9 protein-coding genes are annotated in these 18,690 nt (G+C 71.9%); 2 read left to right on the top strand and 7 right to left on the bottom strand.

The window, feature by feature from the left end:
• Window positions 1–7: 7 nt before the first annotated feature.
• The 4 genes from Vau01_RS43525 to Vau01_RS43510 form a co-directional block, all read right to left on the bottom strand.
• Complete coding sequence (locus Vau01_RS43525; RefSeq protein ID WP_204006001.1) at window positions 8–523, bottom strand: hypothetical protein; 516 nt, start codon at window positions 521–523, stop codon at window positions 8–10.
• Window positions 523–7,263, bottom strand: coding sequence for an RHS repeat-associated core domain-containing protein (locus Vau01_RS43520; RefSeq protein WP_204006000.1), 6,741 nt, complete (start codon window positions 7,261–7,263; stop codon window positions 523–525). Before Vau01_RS43520 ends, Vau01_RS43525 begins: the two co-directional genes overlap by 1 nt.
• A 5-nt stretch (window positions 7,264–7,268) precedes the next feature.
• Complete coding sequence (locus Vau01_RS43515) at window positions 7,269–11,420, bottom strand: LamG-like jellyroll fold domain-containing protein (RefSeq protein ID WP_204005999.1); 4,152 nt, start codon at window positions 11,418–11,420, stop codon at window positions 7,269–7,271.
• A gap of 128 nt (window positions 11,421–11,548) precedes the next feature.
• A complete protein-coding gene (locus Vau01_RS43510; RefSeq protein ID WP_204005998.1) occupies window positions 11,549–12,292 on the bottom strand; it encodes an SDR family oxidoreductase in 744 nt (247 codons plus the stop codon).
• An 81-nt stretch (window positions 12,293–12,373) separates the two neighbouring features.
• Between Vau01_RS43510 and Vau01_RS43505 the strand changes: the two genes are divergently transcribed.
• On the top strand, window positions 12,374–12,961 hold the full coding sequence (locus tag Vau01_RS43505; RefSeq protein ID WP_204005997.1) for a TetR/AcrR family transcriptional regulator: 588 nt from the start codon (window positions 12,374–12,376) through the stop codon (window positions 12,959–12,961).
• Here the strand turns inward: Vau01_RS43505 and Vau01_RS43500 are convergent.
• Complete coding sequence (locus tag Vau01_RS43500) at window positions 12,951–14,822, bottom strand: sialidase family protein (protein WP_204005996.1); 1,872 nt, start codon at window positions 14,820–14,822, stop codon at window positions 12,951–12,953. The genes Vau01_RS43505 and Vau01_RS43500 overlap by 11 nt on opposite strands.
• Window positions 14,823–14,929: 107 nt before the next feature.
• Window positions 14,930–15,613, bottom strand: coding sequence for a FadR/GntR family transcriptional regulator (locus tag Vau01_RS43495; protein WP_204005995.1), 684 nt, complete (start codon window positions 15,611–15,613; stop codon window positions 14,930–14,932).
• 103 nt (window positions 15,614–15,716) lie between these two features.
• On the opposite strand from Vau01_RS43495, the gene Vau01_RS43490 reads away from it, so the two are divergent.
• Window positions 15,717–17,726, top strand: a complete 2,010-nt coding sequence (locus Vau01_RS43490; RefSeq protein ID WP_204005994.1) for a beta-galactosidase — start codon at window positions 15,717–15,719, stop codon at window positions 17,724–17,726.
• 12 nt (window positions 17,727–17,738) lie between these two features.
• On the opposite strand, the gene Vau01_RS43485 is transcribed toward Vau01_RS43490, so the two are convergent.
• Window positions 17,739–18,473, bottom strand: coding sequence for a FadR/GntR family transcriptional regulator (locus Vau01_RS43485; protein WP_204005992.1), 735 nt, complete (start codon window positions 18,471–18,473; stop codon window positions 17,739–17,741).
• Window positions 18,474–18,690: the final 217 nt, after the last annotated feature.

Here is an 18,690-nt window from a genome sequence, read left to right as displayed (position 1 = left end):
CTGCCGTCTACAGGTAGAGGTCCAGCCACTCCCATTCCGCGGATCGCGCGCGCAGTTCCCGCAGGCCGCTCTTCAGTGATTCGTCGAGGGTGTTCCCACCCGCCTGGATTCCGCGCCCGTCGACCGCGGCACCGGAGAGGCCCAGGCTCCACCGCGCGTCGCCGACCGCCTCGGATTCCCTCCTGACCTGAACCGTGACCGTCGTGCCGCGATCCGCCAACTGTGTGAAGAGGTCGTCGATGTCGACGGCGAGGAGGTCTGCCCGCTCGGTGGTGCCGGTTGCCGACTCCAGAATGCTGTCCAGTCGAGCGCCCAGCGGCCGGCCCAGCTCCCGGACCGCCACCTCGACGCACTCCTCCAGGCTTCTGCAGTCGGATCGGAATGCCGTGGCACCCGCCAGGAGAACGGTCCATGGCCTGCGTCGTTCGCGCTGGCGTTCATCGTCGATCTTCACCATCATGGTGATGTCACTCGACCCGACACCACTCATGAACGCGCCGAGATCGAACGTATGCAGGTCCATCAATACCCTCGCATCATCGAGGCGATGTCGCCGATTCCCATCGAGCTGCCTCCGGGTTTGCTGACCGCCGAGATTACCCCCCAGAGCTCGTCCGAGCTCGGCCCGTACGAGATGTTGTTCCGCTGCATGAGCTCGGTGACAACCGCGTGAGCGGTCCGCTTGTTGCCGTTGTCGAACATGTGGTCACCGGCGATGTTGCGGACCAGTGACGCCGCCTTGTTGTAGAAGCCGGTGTGCCGGCTCGCGTTGACAAGGGCGTCCCCGGGCCCGCTCGCACCCGGCCGCACGTGTGTCCCGCCGAAGGACCTGTTGATGTCGGTGATCTCGTCGGCGGACATCCCGCTCTTGAAGCCACCCGTACCGCAGTTGTGGACGAGCACCGGCGTGGTGCCGGCGACCACGTAGTAGGTGTGCGTGGTCTCGACGGTGAGGTCGACCATGAGCGAGTCGCCGGTGTAGGAGCGGGCGGCGTCGACGGTCGCGCCGTCGCTGAGGCCGTCGCCGGGCCGCAGTTGGCCGGCGTCGAGCCACCGCCCGGTTCCGGGGCGTCCGTCGCCCGGGCGCCAGAACGGGTGTTTGGCGGTCGTGTGGAGAGTGCCGGCGGCACGGCCGTCGGCGCTCCGCACGTCGAGGTCGACCAGGGCGCGATCGCGGTGGACGTGCAGCGCCACGACGGTGCGGGCCCCAGTGCGCCCGGTCACCGGGTCGGTGGCCAGCACCCGGTCACCGAGCCGGATCCGCCCGATCGGCCGGACCGTGCCGTCGGCCATCCGCACGCCGGTTTCCGGACGGAAGCTGTGCGTCTTGCACGCCGTGGCGACCGCCTCGTCGGCCTTGGTCAGCGCCTTGTCCACCGCGCCGATCACGTCGTCGGCGTGTTTCTGCAACGATCTGAAGCTGGTGACCGCGTTCCACGCCTTGCGCACGGCGCCGATCAGCTCGCCGATCCGGAACAGCTTGCCCCACGGGATGATGCCGACCACCATCGAGACGCAGGAACCCACGTCGCCGTTGCCGAAACACGACATGATGTCGTTGATGCCGAGGAACTCCTTGAGCACGTCGCCGGCGACCTCGAGGACGACGTCGACGACGCTCTTCTTCTTTATCTTCTTGGCTTCCTCGTACTCCGCCCGGCTGTGCCCGGACGCCTTGATCACCGCGTCCTGGCGCTTCTTGGCCGCCTTGTTGATCCGGGTGACCGCCGCCGCCCGCGCCGTGGCCCACTTGATCTGCCGCGGGGTGGCGTGCTTCAGCGAGGGGATGCTGACCATCCCGTCGACGTCGACGAGGTACCGCAAACCGTCCGGGTCGCTCATCGACGCCGGGTTGCTGTTGGCGTACGCGTAGCCGTTGAGCTGTTGGGGATCGTCGACGTCGACGACCGGGTCGGGTGAGATGAACCGGCCCAGCGCCGGGTCGTACTCGCGGGCGCCGAGTTGGACGAGCCCGATCGCGTCGTCGCGGGTGCCGCCGACGAAACCGCGCTGGTCGGGCCAGCTCGCCGGCGCGGTGCCGCGGGTGCCGCCGAACGGCGTGAACTGCCGGCGGGTCACCGCGAGGTCGTCGGCCCGGACCGACGTGGTGGCGCTGCCGTGGTGGTCACCGTTCTGCCAGAACAGCGTGCCACCGCTGCGCACCGCGACCGTCTGTCCACTGTGGACGTAGAACCGGGTGCCGGTCTTCGCGCCGGTCGACCGGTCGAGCCGGACCTGTTCGCCGCCGAGGTAGAGAGTGACCGCGTTCGGCTCGTAGCGCAGCAGCCGGTTGCCGTCGGCGTCGTACACCAGGTTCGTGGCGCCGCCGGTCCCGGTGGCCGACTCCAGCCGTCCGGCCTGGTCCCAGGTGAGCGTCTGCTGGTTGCCGCCGACGGTGCGGGTGCCGGTGTTGCCGGTCGCGTCGTACCCGAAGCTGTCCACTGTGGACCCGGTCGGGCCGGTCGTGGTGACCGACTCCAGTCGGTGGTTGCCGTCGGCGTAGTCGTACGTGGCGACGGTGTCACCGGCGCCGGCCAGCCCGTGCCGGGTCTCCCCGGTGCGGTTGCCGGTCAGGTCGTACCGCCACGAGGTCCAGTACGGGTTGGCGCCGCCGACCCTGGCGGGAACCGGTGCGGCGTCACAGGTCGACCCCGTTGTCCACGCGTCGCTGGTGCGGCGCAGATAGTCGTACGCGAAGCACTGGGTGTCGGCGAACCCGCCGCCCTCGGGCACGTCGGCGACCGAGGTCATGTTGCCGGCGGGGTCGTAGCCGTACCGGAAGTCGTCGACCGTCGACTGGCTCGACTTCTCCCGCTCGAACAGCGACCGCGTCGGGCGGCGGGTCGCCTCGTCGTAGTAGAAAGTGTCGTACACCCGCAGCCCGGCGGCTCCCATCGACACCTGCGAGAGCTCGCTGAACCGGGTGTACCAGGTGTCGTTGACGTAGGCGCCGAGCGGGCTGCTGGTCTTCTTCGGCAGGCCGAGATCGTCGTACTCGTACGAGACGGTCTCCTCGGCGAGGTCGCCGGCCTTCGGCAGGCGCAGCGTCGCCGGGCTGCCGTCGGCGCGGTAGGTCGTCCCCGACTCGTAGGTGCCGGCCAGCGCGCCCGCCCCCAGCGGGATCACCACCCGGGTTCCGGTCGGCCGGTTGGCCGCGTCGTACCCGACGATCTCGGTCCGGTACGTGTTGTCGCCGACCGTCCGGCTGCTGCCCGAGGGCAGGCCCTTGAGCGGCGAGTCGTAGGTCCACGTCGCGAGCACGTCCCCGGTGTCCGACCCCTGCCGCTCGCTCGTGCGCCGGCCCAGGTTGTCGTACGTGTAGGCGAGCGTGATGCGGCGCGCGTCGGTGGTCGTCTTCAGCTGGCCGGCGGCGTCGAACGTCGCCGTCGTGTCGCCCTTGTCCGGGTGGTGCGCCGACGTCTGCCGGCCGAGCTGGTCGTAGCCGTAGCGCCATTGGAGACCGGCCGGATCGGTCACCGACGCGAGCTGGCCGGTGGCCGTGTACGTGTACCGGGTGATATCGGCGGCGCCCTGGGGGTTCGGCCCGTGGTACTGGTAGCGCGCGGTCGTGCGGCCGCCCGCGTCGAGGAACGTGGTCGTGGCCGTGCCGCCCCGCGGCGGGGTCACGTCGATCCGGTCGCCGCCGTACGCGGTCGTCGTGTGCCACTTCTCCACGCCGAGCGACATCAACGTCGACACGGTGGGGCGGCCCATGCCGTCGTACGCCGTGACGGTCTGCGTCGCGATGTTGTTGTCGCCGGCCGCGACCAGCGTCGTGCCGGCGCCACCCTCGGCGTAGTACGGGCCGCTGTTCTTGACGACCAGCCCGCGCGAGTCGTAGACGGTGTCGGTGATGGCCCGGCCGCCGCCCCACGCCGGCGCCTGCGTCTGCCTCGGCCGCAGGAACCCGTCGTAGAGGGCGAACGTCGAGACGTAGTTGCCGTTGGCCCGCAACGTGTCCGTCTGCACGGCGCTGGCCGCGGTCTTGCTCAGCAGGTACCGGTAGCGCATGTTCGGCCCGTCGCCGGCCGGCTCGGAGCGACCGGGAAGCCACACGGCCACGATCCGCCCGAGGCCGTCGTACCGCAGGTCGGTGCGCCGCCCGTTGGGGTCGGTCACCGTCGTCGCCTCGCCCCACACCGGGTCGAAGTCGGTCGTGGTGACGTGCCCGAGGGCGTTGGTGACGGTCATCCTCGTGTTGAGGCCGGCCGTCTCGGTGTACGCCGTGACGGTGTGCCGGCCGAGCGCGTCACCGACGTCGAGCGGCCGCCCGTACCGGTCGTACGTCGACGTCGACACCGTGCCGTAGCGGGCGGTCCCGCCGGCGTAGTCGACGGCCTGCTCGACCCGGGTCAGGTCGCCCTTGGTGGGCGTCGCGTTGAGCTCCGTCGCGCCGTCGTAGTAGTTGAGCAGGTCCGAGATCGCGTCGCGCGGATAGACCGGGGTCGCGGCGCAGGGCACGGACACCGTCGACACCCGCGACGGCAGGCTGAGCAGCATCGCTCCGGCGTCGCGGGCGGCGTACTCGGTGCGGGCGCACTGCTCGTCGCCGGTGACCGCCAGGTCGCCGAGATCCTCCACCCGGGTCACCAGGCCGTAGTCGTCGTACTGCCGCGACACCTGGCTGGTGCGCCACCCGCCGCCCGACACCACGGTGCGGTCGATGACCGATCCGGTGTCCACGAAGTACGCCTGCTCGGTGCCGTCGGTGTACGCGTGGGTCGCGGTCGGGCCGCGCTCCCACGGGTCGGTGATCGTGCTGCCGACGGCGGTCGATCCGTCGTAGGTGAGCCGCTCGCGCACGATGCCGTTGTAGCGGTCCTCGTCGGGGAACCCGATACCGCGACTGTCCACGATGGACACCGCCGGCCCGGTACCGGTCTTGCGGGGGTTGCCGCTCATCCCGCGGAAGTAGACCGAGTCGGTGCGGGTGCGGACCCCGGACGCGTTGCCGTGCAGCACCGACACCGTCTGGTAGCCGCGCCAGTCCGACCAGGTGCGCCGCTCCTTCTTGACCAGTTCGTTGTCGCCGTAGCGCCAGGCGCCCGGACCCTGGTACACGTACGAGGTGACCTCGGTCGGGCTGCCGCCGACCTTGTCGGTCTGCGTGATGCTGCTCACCACGTACTTGTGCATCCAGTCGTTGCCCGGTGGGTTGCCCGGCGGCTGCCAGTAGACCGGGAAGCAGCGCAGGGTGTTGGTGTCCTCGGCCGGCAGCGCGGTGCGCGAACAGTTCGGCGGCTCCCAGTTGACGGTGACCGCGCCGCCGAACTCGTTGTCGATGCTGACGATGCGGTACCGGTTGAGCGGCAGCAGCCCGTCGACCGCGCCGCTGACCCGGCTCTCCTTCGCCTCGCCGTGGAACGTGAGGTCGGGAACGGTGAGCCCGCCGGCGGAGTGCCCGATCGACGCCAGCCACAGGCCCGGGCTGGACAGGTCACCCGGGTTCGGGAAGCTGTGCGTGAGCGTCCAGGTCTCCACCGGCGTGGTGCCGATCCGGGTGGTGACGCTGGCCAGCCGGTCGGTGCTGAAGAACGTCGGTGACGTCTGCTTCGTGCAGGAGGCCGAGCACTCCTGGTCGAGCGGCACGTCGGGATAGTTCTGCGCGGTGCGCTTCGTGCAGTCGGCGCCCGGCACGCACCGGTCACCGACGCCGAACACCACGCTCGCCGGCGCGTCGGCCGACGCCAGTTCGGTGCCGGCCCGGGTGCCGTACTCCGCCCGCAGCAGCACGCCGCCGCGGTCGTAGGGCACCGTCTGCTTGCCCATGTTGAGACCGTAGGCGTTGCCGCGCTTGGCGTACCAGTACGACATCGTGTTGCCGCGCGGATCGACGACGTAGTCGAGGTTCCACCGGTACGCCTGGTTGCACCACGACGACGCGTACCCGGCCGTGCTGTGGCACGGCTCGCCGGCGTTGTTGCCGAACACCGGCACGTTCAACGCCGACTGGGTCTCCCGGTTGCCGGACACCCAGTTGGGCAGCCGGTTCAGCCCGAAGAAGTACTGCATCCCGTCGCGGGTGGTCAGCTTCCAGTACTCGCCGTCGTTGTCGCCGTTGGCCGCGCCGGTGAGCCGCTCGATCCGCGACCCGTCGTCCTTCTTCAGCCGCCAGGTGCCGGCCCGGTCGTCGCGGACCAGCGGCCCGGAGTGCCCGGCCAGCGACACCGTCGCGTTGTCGGTGAACCAGCACTGGTCGCCGGTGGCTTCCTTGCCGTTGTTGCCGTTGAGGTCGTCGCCGCAGCCGCGGTAGGACCGCTCGATGTAGCCCGACGACAGGTCGAACCCCTCGCCCGCCCAGGACGGCTGGTTGTTGGTGGTGACGGTGCGGCCGTCGATCGCGCCCGAGTTGTAGGACAGCGCCAGTTGCGGTGCGAGGTTGCCGGGCGTCTCCGGCACCCGGAACGGGTAGGACCAGGTGAACTCCCCGGTCTGCCCGGACACGCTCCACGTCGACGACAGCGCCAGCGGGGTGGCCCGGTAGTCGCCCGCCTCGCCGGCCGGGCCGGCGGTCAGCGCCAGTGTCGTGTCCACAGTGGACACCGGGAGCTGCCCGCTCACCGTGCCGGCCGTCGCGTCGTTGGCGCCCGGCAGGACGGCGCCGAGCGGCGTCACGGCCGCGGCCTGGTCGGGGCCGCCGATCGCCGGGCCGGTCCCGGCCGGCGGCACGGCGCCGACGCGGGTGCCGGCCGGAACCGTCACCAGGCGCAGTCGCGTGCCCCAGTCGCCGCCGTAGGCGTACCGGAAGGCGGAGTAGTCGACGGTCAGCGTCACCGGGCCGGCCGCGTCGTCGGTGCCGCGCACCCGTAGCAGCAGCCCGTCGATACCGGCGGCGGCCGCGACGGACCGGTCGAGCACCTCCACCCGGACCGAGCCGCCCGCCGAGCCGCCCGCCGGACCGGCCGCCGAACCGGCCGCCGAACCGGCCGCCGAGCCTTCCGCCGAACCGGCCGCGCGGACCGGGAGGCCGCCGGCCGTGGCGGACCGGGCCGTGCCGGCGCCCGACAGCGCCAGTTCCGCGACCCCGGCCGCCGGCCACGCCACGCCGGGCGCGCCGCGCAACGCGTTCGCCGTCGCGGCGTCGGCCCGGGTCGCGGTGGACGGCCGCACCGCCGTGACGGGTACGATCCGCTCCTCCTGCCGCGTGTGCGGCACGCCGGCCACGGTCGACTCCGGCGGAGCCGCCAACGCCGGCGACTTCGCCAGCGTGACCGCCAGCACCACGCACATCGCGCCGCCCAGCCGGCGACTCCAGGTCCGCACGCCGCTCACCTCCCGAACACGACGTAGCCGAGCGGACCGACGACCGACTGTCTCTCGCAGTCGTCGCTGAGCGAGGTGAACCGTTCCCCGGAGGAGGTGACCGCGCAGTTGTAGAGCCGCATCGCGTCGCGGCCGGACAGGGCCGGTGGCGGGTCGACCCAGATGTTGCCGATCCAGTACCGGGCCTGCGCGGTGCCGCCGCCGCAGGTGGCGTCGGTCGACAGGAACTCGTCGCCATCTCCGGCCGCGGAGTCGACGCAGGAGTACAGGCCGACCGTGCCGGGCTCGGCCGTCAGCGCCACCATGCCCTGCCGGCCCTCGATCCGGTATCCGGTGGGCGGGCCGACGACCGTGGTGAGGTGGTCGCCGAACGCCGAACTGTTGTAGCGGATGAGCATCCGGTAGGCGACGGTGTACCCGAGCAAACCCTCCGGGCGGTACCCCTCCTCGCCGGCGCACGTCGACGAGGTCGAGACGAGGTGGTTTCCGTTCTCGTGGTTGCACCGGTAGACCGCCTGGGTCGGCACGTCGGCCGGCGCCGTCGCGTAGACCAGCCCGATCTCGCCGAGCGTGGTTCTGCCCTCGCAGTCGGCCCGCCCCGACACGAACTGGCCGCCGGGGTACGAGCAGGAGTACAGCATCCGGGTGCCCGGCGTGCCCTCCGGCGCGAGGATGCCGAGCGAGCCCACGTAGTGCGCGGTGCGCGGCACCGGCCCGCTGGTGACCCAGGTGCGCCCGGTCATGTCGTTGTACCGGCTCAACTGTCCCATGTAGACGGTCGACCGCTTCGTCACCGGGGTGATGTTGTCGGCGACGATCTGGTCGCGGGTCAGCGCGCCGGTGTAGACGTGCACGTCGTCGACCCGCCCGTCGAGGAACTCGACCGCGGCGCCGGCCTGCCGGCCGCGTCCGATCGCCAGGTTGCCCGCGACGTTGGCCGTCACCCGGCCCGGCGCGACGTGCTCGACGGTGTCGACGTAGAGCCGTACCTCGCCGCGCGCCGCGTCGTACACGCCCGCGAGGTGCACCCACTGCCCCTCGTCCGCGCGGGCGTTGGACACCACCGGCAGCCACGTCGGGCTGGCGGCGTCGGCCCGCGCGACCCGGAACGCCCACTTACCGTCGGCCTGGTACCGCAACTGGAAGCCCGACGAGTTCGGGCCGTCCTGGCTGATGACGGTCTGCGCCCGGCCGTTGGCGGCGGTCAGCCGCACCCGGGCGGTCACCGTGAAGCTGCCGTCGGTGCGCACCGCCGGAGCCCCGGTCGTCACCGCGCCGTCGACGCCGTTGAGGGCGACCGCGCCGGCGCCGACCGTGCCCGGCACCCACGACGCGCCGCCGGCCAGCGTGCCGGCCCGGTAGTAGCCCGAGCCGTCCTGGGCGGTGGTGCCGGTGCCCTCGTCGAACGGGTAGAAGCCCTCCTCCAGCGCCGGCCGGTTGGCCAGGTCGGCGACCTCGCCCTCGACGAGGAGCCGGTTGTAGGCCCGCACCTCGTCGACCGCGCCCGGGAAGAAGTCGCTGGGCCCCCCGTTCCACATCGACCGGCCGATGGTCAGCGGACCGGTCGACCGGTACGCGTCGCGGTGGGCGCCGACCGCGGCGAGCCCGCCGTCGACGTACAGCCGCATCTCGTCGGCACCGGAGTCGTAGCTGCCGACCAGGTGGGTCCAGGCGCCGACCTTCAACGGGTCGGTCGCGACGATCCGGTCGTGCACGGCGCCGCCGCCGGCGACGTCACCGGCGAACATCGCGAACGCCCAGTGCCCGTCGGGGGTCGCCTGCAGTTGGAAGCCCGCGGTCTGGTTGCTGTCCTGCGAGACGACCGCCGGGTGGCCGCCGATGCCGTCGAGCTTCGCCCACGCCGACACGGTGAACGTGCCCGACGTGTCGACCGTCGGCCCGCCCGTCGTGGTCACCTGACCGGCGGTGCCGTCGAACCACAGCGCGTCGCCGTGCCGGCCGGCGACCCAGCCGAACCGGTCGGACACCGTGCCGGTGTGGTGGTGTCCCGACGAATCCGGTGCCGTGTTGGTGCCGATGCCGTCCAACGGCCAGTAGCCGACCGGCCCGGGTACGGCCGAACCGACCAGGAAGTGGTAACCGCCCGGCACGAAACCGCCGTTGCCGTCGGGCTTCTGCCACACCGGGGAGACGTTGAGCGCCCGGTCGACGGCGCGCACGTACAGGTCGTTCGGCCCCTCCCGGGTCGGCGTGGCCCGGATCGTCGCGGTGCCGCCGACGGCCCGCACGAACTTCGGTGAGTTCGTGTCGACGATCGGCAGATCCTGGAAGTTCAGGCTCCACTGGTACCCGATGACATCCGGATCGCCGGCGGTGACCGTGAAGCTCCCGGTCTTGCCGACGTACCCGCCGAAGGCGTCGGCCGGATAGTCGGTCGAGGTGAGGGTGGCCGGCCGCTGCGGCGCCGTCATGTCGACGGTCAGCTGGCAGAACGCTGACCACGGTCCCCAGGCGATGCCGTCCCAGCCGCGCACCCGCCAGGAGATGGCCGACCTGTCGGCGAACGCCCCCGGCGGCACGGTCACCTGGTGCGCCAGGCCGTTGCCCTGCCCGTCGGTGCGCTGCGAACCGACCGGGGCGGTGCCGCCGTAGTTCCACCACTCGAACTCGGCCTGGAGGTTCTGACCGTCCTTGTCGGACAGTGCCGCGTGCAGCGTCGGCCGGGGTGACGGCACGAACGCCACGTCGCGGGTGAGCGGGCAGCCCAGGTTGGGACCCTGGCCGGCGTTGGCCCACAGGCCGCCCGGCGCGTCCGGCGGCCAGTTGTACCGGACCACGAGCTGGACCCCGTCGAACTTCTTCCAGCCGAGGTCGTCGGTCTCGTTGCCGGCGCCCTTGAGCCCGAACGTCGCCAGGGTCGAGCCGTCGTTGAGCCGGTTGATGATGGACTGCTGCGCGTCGACGCCCACCCAGGCCGGCGCGTTGGTCACCGCCGGCGCCAGGTTGGCCGGGCAGACGGCGTGGTTGTAGCCGTGCGCCTCGTTGGGTGTGCCGATCGGACCCCACCACCCGCCGGGCTGCGCGTTCCACGTCGTGCCCGACCCGATCGGGCCGGTCTGCCAGACCTCGAACACCCGGGCGTTGCACGACGGCGCCCAGATGTTGTGGACGTTCAGCTTCGTCGGGGACAGGATCTGCGCGCCGCGCAACGCGCTGATGTCGAACTGGTAGAAGCTGTGCGCCACCCCGACGGTGCCGCACTCGCCCGACGCGACGAAGCACTTGCCGACCTTCTGCAGCGCGTCGTCGCCGCCGCTGCCGTTCCAGTAGGACCGGCCGGGGTTGTTGGAGAACACCTTCGTCCAGCCGACGAACGGCGGTCCGAAGTCCGGGTCGATGGAGACCGGGTAGGTGGTGGCCGGGTCGTCGAGCAGCGCGCGGTCGGGCACCACGGTCAACGCTCCGGGCGTCACCTCGACCGTGCCCACCGCGTCGCGGCCGGCGGCGTCCCACATCGCCGGCGCCGGTGAGGTGAACACCACCGCGCCCGTCGCGTCGCGGGCCGAGACCGCACCGGAGGCGTCCGCGTCGACCGTCAGGCCGTTGGTGGCCAGGCCGAAGCGGACGCGCGCCACCCGCGCCGCCGCGGCGCGGTCCTTCACCACCAGCACCTCGGAGAAGCCCTGCGCCCCCGCGGTGATCCGCAGGTCGACGCCGGGCAGCACCTCCGGGTAGGTCGCGGTGGCGCCGGACAGGGCGGGCGCCGGCAGCGGAGTGGGCCAGCGCAGTTCCAGCCACCGCTTTCCGTCGGCCAGCCGCACCAGCGGACCGGTGCCGCCGCCCGACACGGTCAACGGCAGCGCCGACGCGACCGGTTCGACCGTGCCGTCGGCGCGACGCCGCAGCGTGGTGTCGATCGGCACCCACGCGTCGCCCCGCTTCGCCCGCACCGGGGCGGCGTCGAGGCGCATCGTGAACGAGCCGTCCGGCTCGGCGAACACCTGCCGGGTCGGCGTCGCCCGCTCGGCGACCTCCACCCGTTCACCGGTCGACACCGCACTCAGCGACGCCGACCGTTCGGCGGCGGTGGTTTTGGCGGTATCCACCACCGGCACGGCCGTTTCGCCGTCCCTTACCGAGCCCGTGACTCCGCCGCCGGCCGCCAACGCGACCGCCGCCGCGGAGAACCACGCCATCCACCGTCTCTGTCCTGCCCGCATCCCGCTCCCCCTGCCGAGACCACACACCCACGCAGCGGCAGAACATTCACGGATCGATGCTTCATTCAGGCTTCACGCCGGCTTCACGGCTTGCCTTCGGTGTGTCAGGCGATGCCGCCGTTGACGTAGATGACCTGCCCGTTGACCCAGCGGGCCGGTCCGGCCAGGTACGCCACGGCGTCGGCGATGTCGGCGGGCTCGCCCAGCCGTTGCAGGGGCGGCATGGCGGCCAGCTTGTCGATCGCCTCCTGCGGCTTGCCGTCGAGGAACAGCGGGGTCGCGGTGGGACCCGGCGCGACGGCGTTGACCGTGATGTCGCGCCCGCGCAGCTCCTTGGCCAGGATCATCGTCATCGCGTCGACGGCGCCCTTGGTGGCGGCGTAGGCCGCGTAGGTCGGCAGCGCCAGTTTCACGACGGTGCTGGAGAAGGTGACGATCGCGCCTCCCGCGCGCACCCGCCGCACCGCCTCCCGCGCCACCACGACGGTGCCGCGCACGTTCGTGCGATGCATCCGGTCGAAGTCGTCGAGGTCGAGGTCGCCCAGCGGCGACAGCAGCATGACGCCGGCGCTGTGCACCAGCACGTCGATGCCGCCGAGCTCCCGCTCGACCGCGTCGAACATCGCGGCCACGGCGTGCTCGTCGGCGACGTCCGCGTTCACGACGATCGCGGTGGCGCCGGCGTCGCGGGCCGCGCGGGCGACGTCCTCCGCCCGATCGCGGCTGCCCGCGTAGTGCACGGCCACGGCGAACCCGTCGGCGGCCAGGCGCCGGACCACGGCCGCGCCGATGCCACCGGACCCGCCCGTGACCAGCGCGACGCGCGGGGAAACAACTGGGGTGTCCATGTCAAGCCCTCCCTCGACTTTATGTACGCTGAGTTCATATAACCATAAATGAACGCACCGTTCAAATAGGGAGCCTGTGACATGCCTCGCGGACGACGACCCACGGACGAGGTCCGGCGCGACGTGCTGACGGCCGCCGGCCGGCTGCTGCTGGAGGAGGGCATCCAGCGGTTCACCGTCGAGCGGGTCGCCGCGGAGAGCGGCGCGAGCAAGGTGACGATCTACAAGCTCTGGCCGTCCAAGGGCGCGCTGGCGCTCGCGGGCTACTTCGCGACCGTCGAGCCGGTGCTCGAGTTCCCCGACACCGGCGACCTCGAACGCGACCTACGCACCCAGCTGCACGCGTTCGTCGAGCTCCTCACGACCACGAAGGCGGGCCCGGTGATCCGGGGACTCATCTCCGAGGCGCAACGGGACCCCGTCCTGATGGAGGCGTATCTGGAGTCCTACTCCGGGCCCCGGCGCCGGCTGGCCGTCGAGCGCCTGGAGGCGGCACGGGCCGCCGGCCAGCTGGGCCCGGAGGTCGACGCCGAGGCGGTCGTGGACCAGCTGTGGGGCGCGTGCTACCACCGGCTGCTGCTGCCGAACCGGCCGCTCGACAACGCCTTCGCCGACCGGTTGCTCGACCACCTCTTCCGCGGGATCGGCCCGGGCGCGGCTACGGCCTGACGTCGTCCAGCGGCAGCCACAGGCCGAGCCGCCCGCCGACCGGCGCGTTGTCGACGCGGATCCGCTCCAGCTCCGCCGGTGACAGCGCGCGGCGGTAGATCCGCACGTCGTCGATCGCGCCGAGGAACCGGTCGACGCCGTCGATCCGCTGTCCGATGTGGACACCCTGCACGCCGAACTCCCTGCCGGCCGTCACCGAGCCGTCCGGTGCGGTGGCGGCGGCCACCTCGACACCGTCGATCCGCAGGGCGAGCCGGCCGCCACCGCGTCGCAGCGCCACGTGATGCCACTGCCCGTCGTTGTACGAGCCCGCCGACGCGACCGAGACGGTGAACCGGTCGACCACCATCAACGCCCGGATCCGGTTGCTCGCCGGCTCCGCGCGCAGCCAGACCTGCGGCGTGGTACCGGATCCGGTCCGGAACGCCCACAGGATCGCGTGCTGGCCGGTCGTCGCCGAGTACCGGATCCACGCCATCGCCGTGAAGTCGTCGGCGCCGAGGTCGATCGACCGGTCGAACGGAACCTCGACGTGGTCGTCCACCTTGTCCAGGGAGAGCGCGTTGCCGAAGCGGCCCGCGGTCAGCCCGGCGCCGCCGCGGACGTAGGCGTCGTTGCGGTACGGGCTTTTATCGGACGTGCGTGGGCCCGGCGCCGGTGGCCCCGGGATGCCCGGCGGGGTCCCGTTGGGCGTCGCCAGGTACGCCTCGTTGAACCGCGCGTACCGGATCGTCTCGTACGGGTTGGCGACGCCCGCCTCGTACATCAGGCCGGCCTCGTCGCCGTCGAGGCGCACCATGTCGGAGTACGCGGTGGGTCCCCAGTAGAAGACCTTGCCGCGGTCCCACGTCTCCCAGCTGCGGCCCTCGTCGTACGACGACCGCACGGTCATCACCTCGCGGGCCGCCGGATGCGCCGGTGCCGACAGGAGGATGCGGTTTCGCTTCGCGCCGCGGTCCCGCGCGCCGTACCGCAGCGTCGACGCCTGAACGTCCGGAGTGGACAGTCGCGGGATCGTCCGGAACGGTGCCTCGAACGTGGTCCCGCCGTCGCGACTGGTGGCGTAGGCGCGGCTGCCCGGATCGGTGCCGCGCTCGCGGGCCAGGGCGTAGACGCGACCGTCGGTCAGTTCGGTGACGGTCACCTCCTGCGCGATGACCGAACCGTCGTCGCGCGACGTCTCCGCGCCGATCTGCCACGTCGCGCCGCTGTCGTCGCTGTAGAGCAGGTGGGTGCCGTACACGTGCGGCCCGACGCCGTCGTAGCTCTCGAAGTTGGCGCCGACGACGAGCCGCCCGGCGTGCGGCCCGCGCTCCAGCTGGATGCCGTGCATCGGGCCGGTGGCGTACCAGAAGTTCCACTCCGGCCGCTTCGCGTCCGTCAGTTCGCGCGGCGCGGTCCAGGTGACGCCGTTGTCGTCGCTGTGCTGCACGAACGGGTCGCGGTCGCATCCGTTGGGGCACGGCGCTGTTCCGTTGTGCGTACTGACGAGGACGATCCGCCCGGTACGCCGGTCCACGATCGGCACCGGGTTCCCCCGGGTCTCCCCGTTGCCCTCGGCGACGACCTCCAGCGGGCCCCAGGTGCGTCCGCTGTCGTCGGAGCGGCGCAGCACGAGGTCGATGTCCTCGTCGTCGCCGCAGTCCCTGACCCGCCCCTCGGCGAACGCGAGCAGCGTGCCGGCGGTGGTCCGCACGACGGCCGGAATGCGGAAGCAGGCGTACCCGAAGGCCCGCTGCTCGTAGATGACCTGTTCCTCGACGAACGGCCGGGCTCCACCATGGCCGTCGCGGGGAGCGGCCACCGCCGGCGCGGGCGCGGCGGACACGGCGAGCAGGACGGCGACGACTGCGATGCGCATGGCGGGACGCTCCCTGTCGACGGGCGAACGACATCCCACGTAGGACGTAGGATGTCTGATTCGTGGCACGGTACGCCGTCCCTCCCGGGCCCGCAACCCCGTCGGGGTCAGCGTCCGGCGGTCGCCGCCTGCGCTCTCGCGACGCGCGCCTTGACGTCGGTGAAGTGCCCGGTCATGGCCGCCCGCGCGGCGGTCGGGTCGCCGGCGCGCACCGCCTCGACGATGCGGCGATGACGCGCGACGATGGCGGCGGCCCGGCCCTCCGGCGGATCCAGGGCCCCCTCGACCTCGTGGTAGACGGTCCAGAAGAGGTCGATCAGCTGCAGCACCAGTTCGTTGCCGCACGACTCGTACAGCAACGCGTGGAAGGCGCGGTCGGCGCCCGGGTCACTGTCCATCTTGGACACCAGCGCGTCCAGCGCGGTGAGCCGCGCCGCGCTCAGCGTGCCGGCCACGGTGCCGATCAGCCCGACCTCGATCAGCTCCCGCACCTCGACCAGGTCGTGCAACGCACGCAGGCCGGCACCGGCCGCCGGCCGCACCCGGAACGCCAGCGACGGCGCGAGCACCTCCAGCGACGCCCGCCCCACGAACGTCCCGTGACCGTGTCGGATCTCGACGATGCCGAGCGCCTGGAGCGCCTGGACCGCTTCCCGGACGCTGTTGCGGCTGGCGTCGAGCAGTTCCATCAGCATGGTCTCGGTCGGCATCGGCGCACCCGGGCCGAGCTCCCGGTCGTGGATCAGCGCGACGATCCGTTCCTGCAGAACCGCGCCGTTACGCCTGCTCATCTCGCCTCCGGCTCCCTTGACGACCACGACACACCGAGCCTAGATTCGCGGCCCAGAATAGAGGACGTCCCATGTCCATTGAAGAGAGCACCAGGAGCGACACATGACCATGCCGAAGATCATGTTCGGCGGGGACTACAACCCGGAGCAGTGGCCCGAGCACGTCTGGGCCGAGGACATGAAGCTCATGGTGGACACCGGGGTGTCGCTCGTCAGCGTCGGCATCTTCTCGTGGGCGACCGTCGAGCCGCGGCCGGGCGGGTACGACTTCGGCTGGTTCGACCGGGTCATGGACCACCTGGCCGCCGCGGGCATCGGCGCGAGCCTCGCCACGATGACCGCGTCGCCGCCACCGTGGCTCGCCCGGCTGTACCCGCAGACGCTTCCGGAGCGGGCCGACGGGACCCGGTTGTGGCCCGGCGGGCGGCAGCAGTACTGCCCGTCGAGCCCGGTGTACCGCGACCACGCGGCCGCGCTCGTGGAACGGCTGGCCGCCCGCTACGGCGGGCACCCCGCGCTCCGGCTGTGGCACATCGGCAACGAGTACGGCTGCCACGTGCGGGCGTGCTACTGCGACACGTCGGCGGAGCACTTCCGCACCTGGCTGCGGGAGCGCTACGGCGACCTGTCGACGCTCAACGACGCGTGGTCGACGACGTTCTGGTCACAGCGCTACGGCGACTGGGCCGAGATCCTCCCGCCGCGTACCGCGCCCACGTTCGCCAACCCCGCGCAGCGGCTCGACTTCGCCCGCTTCAGCAACGACGCGATCCTCGGTTGCTACCTCGTCGAGCGCGACATCGTCCGCCGGGTGACGCCGGACATCCCCGTCACCACCAACTTCATCGGGCTGGTGCACAAGCCCATCGACTCCTACGCGTGGGCCGCCGAACAGGACGTCGTGAGCCTCGACAGCTACCCCGACCCGTACGACCCGCGGGCACACGTGGAAGCGGCGTTCGGCTACGACCTGATCCGGTCGGCCCGGCAGGGCCAGCCGTGGCTGCTCATGGAGCAGGCGCCCGGCGCGGTCAATTGGCGGGAGCGCAACGCGCCGAAGCCGCCCGGCGTGATGCGGTTGTGGAGCTGGCAGGCGATCGCGCAGGGCGCCGACGCGGTGCTGTTCTTCCAGTGGCGGCAGGCGGTCGGCGGGGCGGAGAAGTTCCACTCGGCGATGGTGCCGCACGGCGGCACGCAGACGCGGACGCACCAGGAGATCCGCGCGCTCGGCAACGAGATCGCCGGGATGGCCGAACTGGCCGGCACCCGCGTGCGCGCCGACGTGGCGATCGTGCACGACTGGGAGAGCTGGTGGGCGCTCGAACTCGACGCCCACCCGGGCGTCGTCGACCTGTTGGAGACCCACCGCGTCCACTACGCGCCGCTGTTCGACGCGCACGTGACGGTCGACGTCGTGCCGCCCACGGCCGACCTGTCGGCGTACAGGCTCGTCGTCGTGCCGAACCTGTACCTGATGCCGGACAGCGTCGGCGCGCGCCTCACGAGCTACGTCGAGGCGGGCGGGCACCTGGTGGTGTCGTTCTTCTCCGGGATCGTCGACGAGTGCGACCGGGCCCACCTCGGCGGCTACCCGGCGCCGCTGCGGACGGTGCTCGGCCTGCGCGTGGACGAGTTCTGGCCGCTGCCGTCCGGCGGCGAAGTGTCCATAGTGGACAGTGAGAACGGAACGCACGGAACGGGAACGGTCTGGTCGGACTGGATCGAGCCGGAGGGCGCCGGAACGGTGCTCTCCTACGCCACCGGGGAACTGGCCGGCCGCCCCGCCGTCACCAGAAACGAACACGGCGCCGGTGTCGCCTGGTACCTCGGCACCCGCCCGGATCCGGCGACGATGCGCGCGTTGTTCGACCGCGTGCGCGCCGCCGCCGGAGTGGAACCGGCGCTGCCGGACCTGCCCGCCGACGTGCAGGCCGTGCGGCGGGAGGGGCCCGACGGCTCGTACCTGTTCCTGATGAATCACGGCGAGCATGCGGTGCGCGTCATCCTGAATGAACCCGCGACGGACCTGCTCGCCGACCGCGAGAGCCCGACCACCGTGGCGGCCCTGGCACCGCGCGGAGTCGCCGTGCTGCGGACGCGGCGCCCGAACTGACGACCCGGGAAACTAGGCGCGGGTCTGCAGCCGGGCCAGCCGGGCGCGGACGCCGTCGAAGTGGGCGCGCATCGCCGTGGCGGCCGCGTCCCGGTCGCCCGCGACCACCGCCGCGTAGATGTCGCGGTGCCGGCGCGCCACGTCGGCCGGGGTCTCGTCGGGCCGGCCGATGTCGTCGCGCAGGCGGTGGTACACGTCCCAGAACGCGCCGAGCAACTGGCCGACCAGCGGGTTGCCGAGGGGCCGGTACAGGACGTCGTGGAAGAGCCGGTCGGTCTCCGGCGACACCTCGCCGGCCACCGCCTCCGCCTCCATCTGCGCCATCACCTCGGCGACGGCGTCGGTGCCGAGGCTGTCGTCGACGAGCCGCTGCACCAGCCCGCACTCCAGCACCTCGCGGATCTCGATGAGGTGACCGAGGTGGTTGCGGCTGTCCTGCAACGTGATGCGGCTGTGGAAGGCGAGCTCGTCGACCAGGCCGCTGAGCGACATGCGCCCGACGAACATGCCGAAGCCGTGCCGGATGTCGACGATTCCGACCGCCTGCAACGCCTTGAGCGCCTCGCGCACGGAGTTGCGACCGATGCCCAGCTCGTCCATCAGCTCGGACTCGGTGGGCAGCGGATCGCCGGCGGCCAGCCCCCGGGAATGGATGATGTCCTTGACGGCCTGCTGTACCTCGACCGAGCGGCTGAGGCGCCGGCGGGACACCGGGACCGGCTCGGCGGGGCGACGGGCTGTGGTCATGCGGTTCCTCTGGGACGGGTCGGCACGGGCCGGCGGTGCGAGCGCGCCGGGCCGCTCCCCGGACATCCTACGATCCGGGGAGGCTGACGCCGGGCGACCCGACTGCCGTGGCGACGATCCCCTTGTAACGTTCCGGAAATCTGGGCTTGACCGGGGAAACGCTCGCCGCCTAGCCTCCGAGTCTAATACAGGACATGGGATGTGGGACGTCCAACGT

Origin of the sequence: Virgisporangium aurantiacum (assembly GCF_016863635.1) — a bacterium.
Lineage (GTDB): Bacteria > Actinomycetota > Actinomycetes > Mycobacteriales > Micromonosporaceae > Virgisporangium > Virgisporangium aurantiacum.
This window is presented reverse-complemented; position numbering and strand designations above follow the sequence as displayed.